Origin of the sequence: Acinetobacter lwoffii (genome assembly GCF_024129355.1) — a bacterium.
In the GTDB taxonomy this organism is placed as follows: Bacteria; Pseudomonadota; Gammaproteobacteria; order Pseudomonadales; family Moraxellaceae; genus Acinetobacter; species Acinetobacter lwoffii_I.
Genome location: NZ_JAMXXP010000006.1, coordinates 101702 through 118076 on the forward strand (window position 1 = coordinate 101702; position 16375 = coordinate 118076).

Here is a 16375-nt window from a genome sequence, read left to right on the forward strand (position 1 = left end):
AAATTTAGTCGCGGTATAATAGCACAGGAAAAGCGCACTTATACATTTCCTTAATGACGCTCACATCAGCTATTCTGGCAAGATATATTGATAATAATGATCATGGTGTTTGATTTAAATCTGCATTTTCAAAGGTATATTATCAAAATTGTCATTTTTCGCGGGAAACACCAAAAAATAGCTTATAATATTGCGCCATGCTTTTAAAGCAGCGTGATCCGGTGCTTTAATAACCATGTTTCGCCTGATTTGTATCCATGTTTTTATGCATAAAAAATGTGCAAATGAACCAGCGAAGTCTCTCTTGTTTAAATCATGCTAGGTCTGCAAACGATGAATGCTCCAGTCGCTTTAACCCCTGAGTTATTGACCCAATTGACTGCAATTGTGGGTGAAAACCGTATTAAAACCGATACGGACAGCCTCCAGAATTGGGGTCGCGATCATACGAAGCACTTTGATCCAAACCCGTCAGTCGTCGTTTTTCCGTCGTCAACTGAGCAAGTTCAAGACATCGTAAAACTGGCGAACCAATTTAATGTTGCAGTGACTCCATCGGGTGGTCGTACCGGTCTTTCTGCAGGTGCAGTCGCAGCCAATGGCGAGATCGTAGTCAGCATGGACAAGATGAACCAGATTCTGGAATTCTTCCCGGCAGACCGCATGGTGCGTGTACAGGCAGGTGTAGTGACTGAACAGTTACAAAACTATGCTGAAGAGCAGGGCATGTATTATCCGGTTGACTTTGCGTCTGCAGGTTCATCGCAAATTGGCGGTAACATCGGGACCAATGCTGGCGGCATTAAAGTCATCAAATACGGCATGACCCGTAACTGGGTGCTTGGCCTGACGGTTGTGACGGGTAAGGGCGATGTATTGCGCCTGAACAAAGGCATGATCAAGAATGCAACCGGTTATGCGCTTCAGCATTTATTTATCGGTGGTGAAGGCACGCTGGGTCTGGTGACGGAAGCAGAAATCAAGCTTGAACGTCAACCGCAAGACCTGCAAGTGATGGTACTGGGTGTACCTGACTTTGATGCGATCATGCCGTTATTGCATGCCTTCCAGGCGAAAATTGATTTAACCGCGTTCGAGTTCTTTGGTGAACTGGCGATGCAAAAAGTCTTGGCCAATGGTCATGTACAGCGTCCATTTGAAACTGAATGTCCCTTCTATGTGTTGCTTGAGTTTGAAGCGCCGTTTGAACCGATTATGGACAAGGCGATGGAAATCTTCGAGCATTGCATGGAACAAGGTTGGGTGCTGGACGGCGTAATGAGCCAAAGCCTTGATCAAGTAGAAAGTTTATGGCGTTTACGTGAAGATATTTCTGAATCTATCGCGCCATTTATTCCATACAAAAATGACATTTCCGTTCTGATTACGCACGTTCCTGCATTCATTAAAGAAATTGATGCGATTGTATCGACGAATTACCCAGACTTTGAAATCTGCTGGTTCGGTCATATCGGTGACGGTAACTTGCATTTAAATATCTTAAAACCTGCGGATTTGTCTAAAGATGAATTCTTTGCCAAATGTCAGGTGGTGAACAAGTATGTCTTTGATACCGTGAAAAAATATGACGGTTCAATTTCTGCGGAACATGGTGTGGGCATGACCAAGAAGCCATATCTTGAATATTCGCGTTCGGCGGAAGAAATTGAATATATGAAAGCCCTGAAAAAAGTGTTCGATCCAAATGGCATCATGAACCCGGGTAAACTTTTCGATCTTTAATCGGTCGGAATTGAAAACAGCGCATCGAAAGGTGCGCTTTTTTATTACTGTGTAAATACAGTTACAGAGTCTAAATAGTTTTGTGCTGAAAAGCTCGGCATGATGGATTGGAATAAGAATGACGATATAGGATTAAACAATATGTTCCGGATATTGGCAGTCGCAACTCTGGCTTTTGGTCTGTTTGGTTCAGGCTGTGCAACTGCTCAACAGGTCATTGCAAAGGTACAGTCATCTTCGGATACGCCTTTGGAACAGGTTTTACAATTAAGACCGGATTTGCGTAAGGAACTGGCAACGGTTGAATTGCGCCAGTTCTTTGATAAGGCAGAATCTCCCACGATTGGACAGGTCAAAGTCACTGAAACCGGTTTAATGGATGATTCGGTGCATTCAGTGCAGACCATTTATTATTTTAAACGGGAAGATAGCAGCTGGATGCTGCAAAATACCGAGAAATTGTATCGTTGTGCACGAGGTTCAAATACCAAGACTTTCCAGAAAGCGGTCTGTCCTTAATAGTGTTTGATCTTTAGACAGATTTTGATTAAAAGCGTATCTAAGGATGCGCTTTTTTATTTGGAAGATTATCTCTACGATCAATTATATTTATTCAGAGCGTTTGAATATCTCATCTGCTAAAATTCCTTCTTTCTATTTTAGATAAAGCTCATTCTGCTTCATGAGGCAGACTGATAATAAAAACTCCCATGCAAAATATCCAGACCCCAAAACTGACCCGTGCCACACTCATGTTCCCGCTGGCACTGGTCCTATTTGAATTCTCAGTCTATATCTGTAATGACCTGATTCAACCGGCCATGCTGGCGATTACCCGTGATTTTGGCGTGAGTAGTTCATGGGCACCATCCTCCATGTCCTTTTTCCTGTTGGGCGGGGCATTTGTCGCAGCGATCTTGGGGCCATTGTCCGATCGTCTCGGACGTAAAACGGTACTGCTCGGCGGTGTGGCATTTTTTACCCTCAGTTGTCTGGCCATTTTATTGACACCCAATATCGAAAGTTTCTTATTCCTGCGCTTTTTACAGGGCTTTGGCCTGTCCTTTATTACTGCTGTAGGTTATGCCGCCATTCAGGAAAGCTTTGAAGAACGTGATGCCATCAAAGTCATGGCACTGATGGCCAATGTGTCTTTGCTGGCACCCTTGCTAGGACCAGTGCTGGGTGCCTTTATGATTGATCATATCTCCTGGCATTGGGGTTTTATCGGCATTGCATTTCTGTCATTTCTGAGCTGGTTCGGCCTAAAAGCCAAAATGCCAAATCTGAAAGTCAGTATTCCCAGACAGCCGGTCAGCTATATTCTGGATGACTTTAAACAGGTTGTAAAAAATAAGCGCTTTGTGATTATGACTGTAGCCTTGCCTTTGGTGAGTCTGCCTTTGATGTTATGGATTGCATTGTCACCAGTGATTCTGGTCGAGCAATTTGGATTCAGTAGTGTGCAATATGGTCTGGCGCAGTTTCCGGTCTTGGGCGGTCTGATTGCAGGTAATCTGATTCTGCTGAAAATTATCGATAAAATACCGCTGGGCAAAACCGTATTATTGGGTCTGCCATTGATGCTGTTAGGTGCCGGTTTATTGATGTTGGGCTTATTGATTTCAGAGTATTTTGTCCATTGCCTGATTATCGGTACCACCTGTATCAGTCTCGGTGAGGGTGTAAGTTTTTCGGTACTGTACCGTTTTGCACTGATGTCTTCTGAAGTGTCCAAAGGCACGGTGGCCGCGACGGTTTCTATTATCCTGATGCTCAGCTTTTTTGTGGTAATTGAAGCAGTAAGAATGGCATATGAAGCCTATGATATTTGGGCCTATTGTGTTGCCTCTTTGATTCTGATTGCACTGTGGTTTACTTTGCCACGCATGCAACTCAAACAGTTAATGCTGGAAAGACAGGAGCGTGGGGAGTTTTGATTCCTTATTAAGGGAAATTATAAATTATTGAAATCATATGTTCAGTATTGAATTTCCCTCTCCTTTTAGGAGAGGGCTAGGGTGAGGTTAAGTATTTAATAAGTTCCCTCTCTCTAACTCTCTCCCAAAGGGAGAGAAAATTTTCTTTTGACTGATCTAATTATATTAGGATTCTACAATTAAGCTTCAGCGGGCTGTTCCAGCTTCTTCAATTTCATATCAAACAGGAATGGACCGAAAGGCAGAATCGAAGCGATTAAACCCATCACAAACATGCTGAGAGACCATTTCTGTTTTTCACATACTGCGAATAACACCACCAGAAACAGCACAAACAGTACCCCATGACCCATACCGACATATTTGACCAGAATCGGATTATCCATCATATATTTCACTGGCATCGCGATAAATAACAGCAGCAGGAATGAAATCCCTTCAAGCAAACCGACCAGACGCAAAGTTTTGATGTTCATAATACATATTGATTTAACCGAATTGGTTTTGAGTGTACCGAATATCACCTGAATATTGAATCTTAATAATAAAAATATATTCAATATTTTTAATAAGTTATAACCAAGTAAGGCAGTTGGTTATTTAATCTCGGCACCTAGTAATTCATGACGTAATTTTAGTAATTCCGGTAAGGTTTCCAGCAATAAACTGATCTGTTTCAGCACCAAAAGCAGATGTGCTGACTGGTTTTCCTGGGTACTTAAGCGTTGAATTTCTGCCAGTTTATGATCGATGTCGTAGGTAGCTAAAGGCTGTTGTTGCAGCAATACCCCAGTTAAGGTTTGCTGACACCAGCGCATTAAAACCAGAATTTGTGTATCAGTAACCTGCTCACGGTGACTCCCCAATGCTGCAATATAACTGAGTTGGCTATGACTATAGACCAGATAGCGAAAGGCACTTTTGACCAGTTGCGGATCTGGATTCGGTTCGGTACTCAGACTTGAAATCATGCTGGATAAATCAATCTGTGCATTGTGGGCCAGACGCCGTGCAGTCCGGTAAGCAATACTGTTATCTTTACCGTTTCGATATTGCTCGACCACTGCAGAAAAATAGTTCAGTGTTGCATGTGATGATTTTTTGATATTGCTGGAAATATTACGAAAATTCCAGTCAGGCCAGATCCAGCTTACTGCCATCCAGGCAATCAGACAGCCTATGAGGGTATCAATGATACGCGGTAAGATAATGGCGTAACCGGCACCTTTCAGGTTGAAGATCAGGAGTACCATAAAGGTCGCCATGAGGGTTGCCATGGCATATTTTTTGGAACGCAGATAGAAAAAACCGACACCAAAAATCACTGTCAGCAGCAATTGTCCTTCGATACTTGGTACAAAATACAGAATGGGAACACCCAGCATGACCCCTAATAATGTTCCCAGAGTCCGCAATTTGAGCCGGCTTTTGGTGGCAAAATAACTGATCTGACAGACAAACAGGCTGGTCAATAAAATCCAGTAGCCATTTTTCGCAAAGGGTAATAATGAAATGACATAGCCGACTAGAAATACAATGGCAATCCGCACGGCATGCCGAAAGAGTGCCGATTGCGGACTTAAGTGCGGTTTGAGTTTCAGCCAGAGATCTGTGCTATCGCGAATATCATCATCAAACAGGCTCAGGTCATCAAAATGCTGCTGATAGCGTGGCTTATACAGAGCATGTTGATCATGCAGGTGTTGTAACTGTTCATGCACACTCAGCAGATTGGTCAGAATAAGCTGTAAATTTTTAACTTCAATATTCTGTGGGTGTTGGGCAATCCAGTCCTGCATCGATTCCTGTAAATGTTTTAATGCCAGTTCATCATCTGCAGACAGATAAAATTTTTCATTGCGCAATACACATTCTGCCAGATGCTGACAGGCAAGGGCTTGCAGACGGATATTTTTCTGAATCCGGAAAATCAGGTCAGTGCGGCTAAAATGCTGTTCGATCTGTTCATAATGCAGATAATTCGCGGTGGCCTGTTCATGAATATCCTGCATCAAAAAATACAGATTCAGCCAGTAAATGGTATTACGATTGGCACGCGAAGCTTTGAGTCGGGTCAATAGCGAATCTTTGCTGCGGTTAAAACTCTGAATGACTAAAGTATTTTTAAGTGACAACTCATAGAGCAGGTTTTCAACATTTGGATGCTGGTCCGGATCAAACAGTTTGGCTTTACTCAGCAGTAAATCCGACATGTGCTGCAAGCTTTGTGCGAGATTTTCCTGAACCTGCAAGGTAGGACGCAGCAGAAAAAACAGAATAGACGTCAGTCCGTACCATAGTGCTCCAATTACAAAATAAAGCGGCTGTTCATACCAGTGCTGATATTCGCCCAAGCCGAACATGGTATAGATTGACAGTAAAATGGTGCCAAATGAAATTGTGGCATAACGTTGGCCTAATGCACCCATTAGAATAAACAGTGCACTCGACAGTGACAGCCACAGTGCAAACCAGAATTTATGCGGAGCAAGAAATTCCAGAATGCTGCTGACACTAAAAAACAGAATGATGACCAGTAACAGGTTGCGCAAACGCAGGCTTAGCCGGTCATCAAAATCAGTCAGTGCAGTGGCAATTGCGCCTAAAGTTACTGGAACGATCAAGAACTCATAATCCAGAAATTTCAGACCGAAAGTAGTACCTAAAAACACCAGCAAGATCTGCAGGCAATAAGTCATCAGCGCACTGGACTGAAAGGGCAGCAGGACCGGTTTTATAATTTTAATAAGAGTAACAGTCACAGGTTGGGCAGCATTCACAAGGACAGGATCCGGGAAGTAAAAACGCAAAGTTCTGAATGCAATTTAGACGCCAAAATAAAGGAAATGTCTATAAAAAACGGGCATAGTGCCCGTTTCTCAATTCTCGTTCTGGATCTAGCTGATTAGATCACACCACAGGCAATACGTTCACCGCCGCCGCCCAAGGGTAATGGGTTGTCGGAATAGTTATCGCCACCGGCATGAACCATAATCGCACGACCCTGAACATCAGCCAGTTTCAGACGTGGCGCAAGCAGGGTGACACGTGCAGTTCCATCTGTATTGACTTTCAATGCTGGTAAATCACCTAAGTGACCGGTCACTGGCGTACCGTGATGCGGTGCCTGATTTGGATTGTAATGGCTACCTGCAGCCAGTGCTGCGCCCATCTTGCCGTCTTTCATGGCAGGCGCGCATGAACCATTTTCATGAATATGGAAACCGCGTTCACCCGCAGGAAGTTGTTTCAGGTTGGTACGAATAACCAGACCGGCTGGGCTGTCACTGAGTAATACGGTACCAATCTCTTGGCCCACACCTTGAGCAGTTACAGCATTCACAGTTACTGCTCTGACCACTTCATTTGATGGGGAGGTTGAGGCACAACCGGTAAAAAGTGCGGCGCTTAACGCGCAAAGTGTCGTAATTTTAAACAATGAAGACATGATTTTGGCATCCTGATCTTTATTCTGTTTTGTGAATTCATTTAAACAGAGCAAGATCAGAAGCTCTATATAGAATCAGTACTTAAATGTTTTGTTTTGTTTAAGTCGATTCTATCTATGCTTTAAGGTGCTTTGGGCGGTGTGCCCTTGGGTTCTGGATCAATCTCATGTGCCATGGTGGCTTTAGGCATCATTAAAGGTTCATTCAGATTACTTTCATGTAACCATTCACGCCAGATTGCAAGCAGCACAGCCAGAATCACCGGGCCAATAAACACCCCGACCAGACCAAAGCTGGCAATGCCACCCAAGACTCCAAACATGATCAGCAGGAAAGGAATCTGGGTTGCACCAGAAATTACCAGTGGACGAATCACGTTATCGGCAGTACTGACAATACAGACACCCCAGACCATGACCCCGATGGCTTCAATGGTTTGTCCTTGTGAAAACAGCCATAACGCCACCGCACTATAGGCGAGGGGTGGGCCAAAGGGAATCAGGGCAAAAATAAAGGTCACAATGGTTAAAACCATCGGATTCGGCACACCTGCAACAAAATAGCTCAGACCTGCCAATAAGGACTGTGCAATCGCAGTCAAACCAACCCCATAGACTACGGCACGTGTAGTCGCAGAGATGGTGGAAAAATAATGATGTACACGTGGACCGACCACCATTTCAAAGGCTTTACGCACCTGATTTAAAATGGTCTGACCATCACGGTAGAAGAAAAACAGCGAAAGTACCGCAAAACATAATTTAAAGATGTTTTTGCTGACTTCATTCAACACCACTTTGCCGTAATTCAGATGACCTTGAATCCAGGTCGATACCGACAGTGCAATACTCTGTGGATCAGTGTTGATTTCATTTAAGGTTCGGGTAATTTCCTTGCCCACAATCGGAAGCCCGCGAATAAAATCAGGGACATTCAGGTGACCGGAAAACACTTGTCGCTGCAATTCAAAATACAGGTTACGACCTTCGTGCTGCAGCATGAAAATGGCGAAAATAAACGGCAGACCAAAGACCAGAATCACGGCCAAGATCATTACGGTTGCACTCAATGTCGGTCGATTGCCGCACAAGCGTAACACCGACTGATACAGCGGCCAAGTCATATAGGCAATAATTGCTGCCCAAACTACAGGAATGATGAAATACTTGAGTATATGAAAACTCAAAAAAATCAGGATAAAGAACAATCCAAATAATAAGACTTTTTGTAATGTAGGCGCGTACTGTTGCACTGAATTTAATGACTCATTTTTTAGGTCGTGTTCAGGCATATTAACTGAAAAAAAAGCGATCGAAAATGATAGCTAGCCAAGTAGCGAGATTATTTTCCCAAAGCTATACCACGATTCAGATGATTGACTCAAAACCACTGACTCGGATCATCAATAATGGCATTCAGTACCGGTTGCCATTGAGCCTGCAGTTCCCGGTAGATTTTCTGAGGTTTATCAAAGACGGACAGGCCTTCCATAGCCAGTCGGCTATAAGGGGCACGTTCCGAAATCCAGGCCACTGGCTGCTGGTCGATCTTGTTAAAAAATTGTTGTATGTCCTGATTGCTGGCGGCATTTGGTTTGGTACGGTTGGCCAAAAGTAAAATTTCAACCTTGCCCTTACGGATGCGTTTAATATCCTGCAAATGTTTGAGAAAACGGCGGGTCGAATCGATATCAAAAAAAGAAGGCTGGATCGGGATGATAATCGCATGTGCTTCACTGATCAGCTGTTCGGCATGATCGTCGGTCAAAGCACCTGGTGCATCAATAATCAGGTATTCGATTTGTTTGGGCGCGTCACCAATGGACTTGCTGTTGCGCCAGTCCAGACTTTGGATTTGTGCTGCCTGTGCCGGACGATGCTTGAGCCATTGCAATGTGGATTTCTGGTTGTCGGCATCGGCCAATGCCACCTTATAACCCTTTTGTGCGAGTGCTGACGCTAAACTAATGGCTGTCATGGTTTTGCCACAACCGCCTTTCTGATTCGCAACTAAAATTGTTTTCATGACTCAAGGTGATTTTATTCTGTTCCGGCCTAGCATATCATTCTTTTCAAGTATGCAAATGGCCGAAGTCCTCAACTTCAGTCGAATGCGATGCTATAAAAATCAGGCAAATTAGGAAGATTGAATGTCCATATGGATGGCCATGCTGATTGGCGCATGTATCGGGGTGGTATTGACCACTATTATTTTAAGTCAGACGCGTAATGGGCGGATCAAGGCCGAATATGAGCAGTATATTGCCGAGCTGGAACTGGAGCATCAGCAGTCCCTCGTTGCCGCGCAAAAACGCAGCGTGAATACTAGCCGTGCCGTCCTCAAAGGAAAAATGGCGGAACAGCTCGCGCCGATCATGCCGGAATTTCAATATCTGCCGAGTGATGCCAAGTTTCTGGGCGATCCGGTGGATTATGTGGTCTTTGATGGCTATACCGATTTTCGTGATGGCGAAGGCGACGCTGAAGATATTGAAGTGGTCTTGATTGACATTAAAAGTGGCGGAGCACGTCTGACCAAAGGCCAGCAAGCCATTGCCCGAGCGGTTCAGGAAGGGCGGGTACGTTTTGAAACCATTCGGATTGATTTTCAGGATTGACCAAAATCCAGTGAAGAATAAAAAATTATGCAAAAATTACTGATCACTGCGCTGCTGTTTATGCTTGGACTCTGGGTGTGGAATGAATTTTTTCGTGCCATTCCGCATCTGCAAGAAAAGGGCGTACTTAAAAACTTTAAAGTAGAACCCGTTAAGCGCATTTCCGCGACTTATATTGTGCATGATCACCGTTTCGTAAAACCTGATCGTCGGGTGCTGCATCAGGCCAGCCCTGTGGTGGGGCATTTTAATGATCTGGCCTATCTGAGTAATATTGATGTGCTGTTGCTGACTCAACCGCTGCCCGCTATACAGGCAAAACTGGAGTTTGATGAAGCAAAACGCTGCTATCAGCTCGAAGGACAAACCAATAAAGCGGAGCGTGACTTCGTCAATACGCATGTACAGTATTTTAGTCTGATTGCTGCCACTGAAAAAATTGCCGATCAGATTCGCCGGCTAAAATCGGGGCAGAAAATCACGCTCACTGGTGATCTGGTAACAGTTCATTCAGGCACGACTGGACAAGAATTCCGGGTTGGAACAGGCTCTGAATATCGTGCTCATTGTCAGTTGCTGCAAGTAACCCACGTCCAGCAGCACTAAATACAAGAGAGTAGTGAATTAGCTCTATGGTTTAAGAAACCGGGCTAACAACATGCGTTGGCCAATCTTCGGAATACCTTCGGCATCTACATAACTTAAGCTTTCTATTTCAAAACCGGTTTCCAGCAAGGCGGTTTCAATATCTCGATTCAGATGACAGCCATCTGCGACTTTCTTTTGAATGGGAGTGAGTAAATGTTGCAGACGCTGAATATTTAAATTTTGCCGATTCAGGACATGTTCGACCACATGTAAAGTCCCACCCGGTTGTAGCACACGGTAAATTTCCTGCAGGCTCTGTTCCAGCTCTGCAATACTACAAAGCGTCCAGGCAGACACAATATTTTCCACACTATTTTCGGCAAAAGGCAAAGCTTCTGCACTGGCCTGAATATGCTCGACCTGAAACCCTGCCTGTTGAATTCGCGCTTCTGCCAGTTTGAAGATCGCCGGATTTGGTTCTAGCGCATAGACCTTATCAACCGATTGATAAAAAGGCAGATTTAGGCCGGTACCAAAACCAATTTCCAGTACTTCACCGGAAATATCCAAAAGTAGTTCACGACGCAAGTCCATCAAGGATGGCGTTTGCATCACTTGATTCAGCAGATGCGCAAAGATATGTTGTTGATAAAGTTTATACAACATTTGAGTTATTTTAATTTGATGGAAATACGTTCTAGCTTAACTGAAAAATAAAATGATAGGCATATATCGAGCTGACTAAATACATGCAATTTGTTACCAAGTTCAACTGTTTATTCATTAAAAAATCCGTAAGATTAAGGAAGATATCCTTAAAACGTTTAATCAACTTGATTAGGATTAGATTAAAAATTATGCTCAAATACTTTAAACATTATGCTTTGCTGGCCAGCCTGTTGCTGCCTATTTCGGGCTATAGCTCGGTCGACCACAATATTGCCAAAGGTTTGCCTCCTGTCGTTAAAGGCCAGTCAATTTCGGTCTTGCAGCCCTTTAAAGGTGATTTCCGTATTCTGGGTTCCAAGGTTTATAGTTCTGACCCGCAAGCCAAATTCTCTCCGATTGATTATGCCGTCAGTTGGGGGCTGTTTGCTGAACCTGAAATTGCCCGACATATCACAGTGAATCAATATGACCGTTATTTAAACTGGAAAATGGATCGGGTGCCAGTGCCGGTAGAACAAGCCAAGCAGATGGTGTCCAATATGCATATCATTCCTGCCAATCCTGAAATTGCCAAGGCAATTAAAAAAGTAAAGCGTGGCGATCTGGTGCGTATGCAAGGGGAACTGGTTGAAGTGCGTGACAAAGATCTGGTCTGGAAATCGTCTTTAACTCCGACCGATACGGGTGATGGTGCCTGTGAAGTTTTCCGCGTCAGTTCCATTAAGTGGATTGAAAAAGTCGCTAAGAGCTAAAACAGACATTCTATACACTTCTGAGTTGTATAAAAAACCGCTCCTTTGAGCGGTTTTTTTATCTGCTTAGTACTTACTTCGCAGTTAAAGCCTGACCTTCAAAGGCAATTTCATCCCACCCATTAAGCATAAATTGACGGATATTCTGATGATCAGTTGCCTCTGGCGTCGCCAGTACAGCCGAATAATGTTCGGCAAACAGGCTTAACGTTTGTGCCTGATCCAGACCATTTAATTGTGCAAAAGAAAAGACTTTGGCGCTGCCCTGGTTTTCTGTGGCCGCATTATTCTGCTGGCCATTTTTAAATGCAGTCGGTGTATGCGTATAACGCGATTCGATATAAGTAATCACATCTGCAAATTTTGCTTCGCCTGCTGCCAACTGGGCCAATAAATTCTGTGCCATGCTGTTTTTCCTGTGCCATTCATGAAAATTGGATGCAATAAATATAGCAATTTTCTTGCGAAGTTCCATGGTATTTCATTGATTTTCGGTTCAAGATAACAGTGAAAATTATCCATGATGAATATGAAACTGTGGATAAAATAAACTTGATCAATAAATAGAACAGGAAAAAAATATGGGCTGGCTTTGGGTGGCAATGGGTGGGGCAATCGGTGCCAGTCTGCGTTATGCAGCCGGACTTTGGCTGTCCAAACCACAAATGCAATTTCCTTGGCCCACCTGGTGGCTCAATATTCTGGGCTGTTTATGTGCCGGGATTTTTTTTGCCTGTAGCCAAAAGTATCCAGTACTCCAACAAGAAGCTCGTCTGTTTTTAATGGTGGGAATTCTCGGTGGTTTTACCACATTTTCCAGTTTCGGTCTGGAAAGCTTTTTGTTATTCAAGCAAGGTGCTATGGGCCTAGCGCTGTTATATGCATTATCCAGCTTAATTGTCGGCATTATTGTTCTGGCGCTGGGCTTTTATTTAACTTCAATCGTATTGGCACAGAGTTAAAATAAGCGCATAAAAAAGTCAGGAAATTGGAGGTCATTTCCTGACATAAACCACGATTTAAATCTTAAGATAACTGAGGGTTTTCGGTTTTAGCCCCGTTTAAAGCGGCCAAAACGTTTGTTAAAGCTTGCCACACGTCCTTCATTGCTGGTCTGACGTTGCTCACCCGTATAGAAAGGATGTGATGCACTCGAAATATCTAGTGTTACATAAGGATATGTTTTACCTTGATATTCTTTAGTTTGGCTCGAGTTCATCGTGCTGCCAATCACGAAATAGGCATCGGCATTGGTATCATGGAATAACACTTCACGATACTCGGGATGGATATCTGAACGCATATCTAACTTCCTCATGATTCTTGATTAAATGTTATAATGTAACATTTGATATTTCAAGTAATCTAGGGTTACAGCGTGTAAGCCTATCGTCTCAACTTAGCTTCGACTCGGTACCAGTTCTTCAAATACATCACTTAAATCATCATGTACTTTGAGATGAATCAGGTTCCAGTATTGTCCTGAAATTGTGCGATTCACCATCAAGGTATCAGGAGAGGGCTTAAATACATCCCAATATTTCAACGAAGGTTTCAGCAACTCCATCCCATCATGATGCGCTGAGTTTTCGGCAAAATCATAGTCAGTGACCAGAGGACGCATGAGCACTTCCAGCCACTGTTCATATAATTCTTTCGGGAATTTTCCAGTTTCAGTCAAGGAATGCAGCGCATCCAGCTGTTGCTCGATCACGGGAATATTCTTCTCGCGTGCAGCATGGATCAGTTCCCTAAAATGTCCAATCACTTCAGTCGATAAGGTTTTGACGCCACCATAGTCATAAACAATCACAGAGCCATCTTCACGAAATGCAAAGTTGCCTGGATGCGGGTCACAGTGAAAGCGTTTCAGATAAAAAATTTCCTGACCAATGGCGCGGAAGAGGCGGCGGCCTAAAGCATTTCGGGTTTCGAGTGGCCAAGTGCTGGCAGTTTCGATACTTTCACCAAGCTCTTGGCTTAAGGTCAAAATATGTCGCGATGAATACTCATGAAACACTTTCGGAATCACAATTTTATTGTCCAGAGGCTCATGGAAGGCACGGGCGATTTCCAGATTCTGGGCTTCAATTTCATAGTTCAGCTCATTGTCCAGACTGTGCTGAATTTCTTTAAATAATTGATCTTGAAGTTTACGGTCAATCTTTAAGACGCCCATCATGCGCAGTGCCAGACGAACTTGTTTCAGGTCGCTTTCGCAGGCTTCATCCACACCAGGATATTGTACTTTGACCACAACTTGCTGGCCATTCGGTAGGGTGGCTTTATGCACCTGACCAATCGAGGCCGCGGCAAATGGCTGCTCATCAAACTGCTGGAAAAGTTGCTGTAAAGGTTTACCCAATTCTTTTTCCACTTGTGCCTGAATTTCTTTAAACGGCATCGGTGGCGCCTGACGCTGTAACTTGGCAATGGCTTTAGCGACTTCGGGCGGGAAAACATCTTTATATTGAGAGGCGATCTGGCCAACTTTCATGACTGCGCCTTTCATTTCCCCCAAGGTATCCGCAATCTGCACACCAATATCCTGAAATAATTTACTGCGCGCAGTGTTTTTCTGCTCGTCATCGGCAGTTAAATTTTTAATGGAATTGGAGAGGGTTTTACCTGCAATACTTGCGGTCATTCCGGCAAGTTTCATAAAGCGACGACCGGGTGTGCTAGCCGTTTTTGCCATGCGAGATTCCTTGAAACCAACTATGAATGGATGTATTTGATCATAGGTGACAACGGTTCAATTGCCTAGATTTAATTGTAGAGGTTGTGTTGTGATTTCCTTCAGCTTCTCCATGTTTAATGCATCATCTTTGATTTGTTAAAAGATTTATCTTTATTGCTTGCGTTTAAACTATAAGAATATGCCGGAATCCGTCATCGTTTTAGATAAGACCGAGTACTAATTCTGAATGTTGTTTTATAGCTAAAAGCTTAGAATAAACAGAGTATAGTAATGAAGAAAATTCAATGAAAGTCTATCGATATTTTACCGGGAAAGATGATGTACATTTTTGTGCGCGGGTGACCCGTGCCTTAAATGAAGGTTATGAGCTATATGGTTCACCCACCATGACTTTTAATGATACGGATGTAATTGTGGGGCAGGTGGTGATTAAAGATGTAGTGGATGAATCTGAGATTCCACAAGGATTAAAAAATGCGCTGGATCTTTAATCTCAGCGCATTTTCTAGCTTAAATTAATCAAATAAAAGTGTTTAGTTGTTTAGACTTAAGCGTTTATTATTGCCATATAAACGGCCCAATAAAAGTATACAAGCTACGCTGAGGCCTACAATCAGGCCAACCCAGACACCGGCGGCGCCCATGTCGGTAAAGCGGGACAAATACACCCCGACCGGGAAGGCGATGACCCAGTAAGCCAGCATGGTAATCCACATTGGCCCCTTGGTATCCTGCATGCCGCGCAGACAACCTGCCGCACTGATCTGCCACGCATCCATCAGCTGATAGGCAATGGCAAACAGAATCAGATACACCGCAATTTGGGTCACGATCAGATCTGAGGTGTAGAGTGCTACGATTTCATTGCGGAAAACCCAAAGCAGAATCATGGTCAGGATCGCCAGAATAGTGGCAGTAATCAGGCCGAGATATTGTACTTTACGCATGGCTTGCCAGTTCTGTTCACCATAGTAGGTGCCAACCCGAATGGTCAGGGCAATCGCCAGTGACATGGGAATCATGAACAGTTGTGAAGTGACAGAAATAGCAATCTGATGGGCAGCGACAATGGTCTCACCCAAAGGACTCAGCACAATTGCAGCAGTACTGAAAATACTGACCTCAAAAAAAATTGCCAATCCGATTGGAAAGCCAAGCTGTAAGATGCGCTTCATCCATTCCGGGTTGATTTTTTCCCAATGGGTAAAAGGCTGGGTACGTTGATAGGCCTTATTTTTAAAGATATACAACGCGAGGGTGATGACCATTAGCCACTGTAAAATCGCCGTGGCAAACCCACAGCCTGCACTGCCTAGGGCCGGAACAGGGCCAATACCATACATAAAGATATAGTTCAGCGGAACTAGCAAGACCAGCGCCAATAAACTAATCACGGTCACCGGACGCGGATTTCCAATCGCTTCAGAATAGCCGCGTAAGGCCGCATACATGGTTACCGCTGGCATACCAAAACCAATCGCATGCAGAAATAAACCGGCTTTAGGTTGTAAGCTTTCCGGTACACCTAAAAGTGGCAAAGTGGCCGGCAAGAGTTGCAAAATCAAGCCGGCAATTACCCCAAGAATCAGGGCAACCCAAAGCGATTGACGTGCAATGGTGGCAATTTTTTCAGGTGTGCGTGCGCCATTGGCCTCAGCAACCAAAGGCGTCGTGGCAATCATAATGCCACTAAACAGCAGCATCACCGGAATCCAGAGTCCTACTCCGACGGCAATCGCGGCAAGATCGGTAGCAGACAGGTGACCGGCCATAATGGTATCAATCAGACCCAGACCAGCCTGAGAAAATTGGGTCACCAGAATAGGCAGCATCAGATGAAACAGTTTTTTTAATTCAAAACCAAAGGTTGTGACTGGTGAAACATTCGACACAAAAATTACTCATCGTGATCATGT

Annotated in this window: 18 protein-coding genes; 8 read left to right on the forward strand and 10 right to left on the reverse strand. The window is 43.9% G+C overall.

What is annotated here, in order from left to right:
• Positions 1 to 333 precede the first annotated feature (333 nt).
• From NI468_RS05485 to craA, 3 genes are all read left to right on the forward strand, one after another.
• Positions 334 to 1743, forward strand: coding sequence for an FAD-binding oxidoreductase (locus NI468_RS05485; protein ID WP_153567125.1), 1410 nt, complete (start codon positions 334 to 336; stop codon positions 1741 to 1743).
• A gap of 141 nt (positions 1744 to 1884) precedes the next feature.
• Complete coding sequence (locus tag NI468_RS05490; RefSeq protein ID WP_253100501.1) at positions 1885 to 2262, forward strand: hypothetical protein; 378 nt, start codon at positions 1885 to 1887, stop codon at positions 2260 to 2262.
• Between the two features lie 191 nt (positions 2263 to 2453).
• Positions 2454 to 3683, forward strand: a complete 1230-nt coding sequence (gene craA / locus NI468_RS05495) for a chloramphenicol efflux MFS transporter CraA (protein ID WP_253100504.1) — start codon at positions 2454 to 2456, stop codon at positions 3681 to 3683.
• Between the two features lie 179 nt (positions 3684 to 3862).
• Here craA and NI468_RS05500 read toward each other — a convergent pair whose 3' ends face one another.
• The 5 genes from NI468_RS05500 to NI468_RS05520 all read right to left on the reverse strand — a co-directional run bounded on the left by NI468_RS05500 (position 3863) and on the right by NI468_RS05520 (position 9157).
• Positions 3863 to 4159, reverse strand: a complete 297-nt coding sequence (locus tag NI468_RS05500; protein WP_004645001.1) for a DUF3817 domain-containing protein — start codon at positions 4157 to 4159, stop codon at positions 3863 to 3865.
• A gap of 120 nt (positions 4160 to 4279) precedes the next feature.
• Positions 4280 to 6463, reverse strand: coding sequence for a YccS family putative transporter (gene yccS, locus NI468_RS05505; protein ID WP_253100507.1), 2184 nt, complete (start codon positions 6461 to 6463; stop codon positions 4280 to 4282).
• Positions 6464 to 6588: 125 nt separating this feature from the next.
• Positions 6589 to 7131 carry a superoxide dismutase family protein gene (gene sodC, locus NI468_RS05510; protein ID WP_004732359.1) on the reverse strand — a complete coding sequence of 181 codons (543 nt, stop codon included), beginning with the start codon at positions 7129 to 7131 and terminating at the stop codon, positions 6589 to 6591.
• 122 nt (positions 7132 to 7253) lie between these two features.
• Positions 7254 to 8384: an AI-2E family transporter gene (locus tag NI468_RS05515; RefSeq protein WP_253100510.1), complete on the reverse strand. Its 1131-nt coding sequence runs from the start codon at positions 8382 to 8384 to the stop codon at positions 7254 to 7256.
• 128 nt (positions 8385 to 8512) lie between these two features.
• Complete coding sequence (locus NI468_RS05520; RefSeq protein WP_253100513.1) at positions 8513 to 9157, reverse strand: ParA family protein; 645 nt, start codon at positions 9155 to 9157, stop codon at positions 8513 to 8515.
• A gap of 124 nt (positions 9158 to 9281) precedes the next feature.
• Between NI468_RS05520 and NI468_RS05525 the strand changes: the two genes are divergently transcribed.
• Positions 9282 to 9749, forward strand: a complete 468-nt coding sequence (locus NI468_RS05525) for a Holliday junction resolvase-like protein (protein ID WP_253100516.1) — start codon at positions 9282 to 9284, stop codon at positions 9747 to 9749.
• A 27-nt stretch (positions 9750 to 9776) separates the two neighbouring features.
• Positions 9777 to 10355, forward strand: a complete 579-nt coding sequence (locus NI468_RS05530) for a hypothetical protein (protein ID WP_247143149.1) — start codon at positions 9777 to 9779, stop codon at positions 10353 to 10355.
• A gap of 24 nt (positions 10356 to 10379) precedes the next feature.
• On the opposite strand, the gene NI468_RS05535 is transcribed toward NI468_RS05530, so the two are convergent.
• Positions 10380 to 11003 carry a class I SAM-dependent methyltransferase gene (locus tag NI468_RS05535; RefSeq protein ID WP_253100519.1) on the reverse strand — a complete coding sequence of 208 codons (624 nt, stop codon included), beginning with the start codon at positions 11001 to 11003 and terminating at the stop codon, positions 10380 to 10382.
• Positions 11004 to 11194: 191 nt separating this feature from the next.
• On the opposite strand from NI468_RS05535, the gene NI468_RS05540 reads away from it, so the two are divergent.
• Complete coding sequence (locus NI468_RS05540) at positions 11195 to 11758, forward strand: hypothetical protein (protein ID WP_253100522.1); 564 nt, start codon at positions 11195 to 11197, stop codon at positions 11756 to 11758.
• 73 nt (positions 11759 to 11831) lie between these two features.
• On the opposite strand, the gene NI468_RS05545 is transcribed toward NI468_RS05540, so the two are convergent.
• Entirely contained in the window at positions 11832 to 12164 is a 333-nt protein-coding gene (locus NI468_RS05545) for a HopJ type III effector protein (RefSeq protein WP_253100523.1), read from the reverse strand.
• Positions 12165 to 12339: 175 nt separating this feature from the next.
• On the opposite strand from NI468_RS05545, the gene crcB reads away from it, so the two are divergent.
• Positions 12340 to 12720 (forward strand): fluoride efflux transporter CrcB, encoded by a 381-nt coding sequence (gene crcB, locus NI468_RS05550; protein WP_180037213.1) that lies wholly within the window; start codon positions 12340 to 12342, stop codon positions 12718 to 12720.
• A gap of 89 nt (positions 12721 to 12809) precedes the next feature.
• On the opposite strand, the gene NI468_RS05555 is transcribed toward crcB, so the two are convergent.
• On the reverse strand, positions 12810 to 13061 hold the full coding sequence (locus NI468_RS05555) for a type B 50S ribosomal protein L31 (protein WP_004732342.1): 252 nt from the start codon (positions 13059 to 13061) through the stop codon (positions 12810 to 12812).
• 96 nt (positions 13062 to 13157) lie between these two features.
• On the reverse strand, positions 13158 to 14456 hold the full coding sequence (locus tag NI468_RS05560) for an ABC1 kinase family protein (RefSeq protein ID WP_005248249.1): 1299 nt from the start codon (positions 14454 to 14456) through the stop codon (positions 13158 to 13160).
• Positions 14457 to 14743: 287 nt separating this feature from the next.
• On the opposite strand from NI468_RS05560, the gene NI468_RS05565 reads away from it, so the two are divergent.
• A complete protein-coding gene (locus NI468_RS05565; RefSeq protein WP_253100526.1) occupies positions 14744 to 14950 on the forward strand; it encodes a DUF1737 domain-containing protein in 207 nt (68 codons plus the stop codon).
• 42 nt (positions 14951 to 14992) lie between these two features.
• On the opposite strand, the gene NI468_RS05570 is transcribed toward NI468_RS05565, so the two are convergent.
• Positions 14993 to 16351: an MATE family efflux transporter gene (locus NI468_RS05570; RefSeq protein WP_085064902.1), complete on the reverse strand. Its 1359-nt coding sequence runs from the start codon at positions 16349 to 16351 to the stop codon at positions 14993 to 14995.
• Between the last annotated feature and the right edge of the window lie 24 nt (positions 16352 to 16375).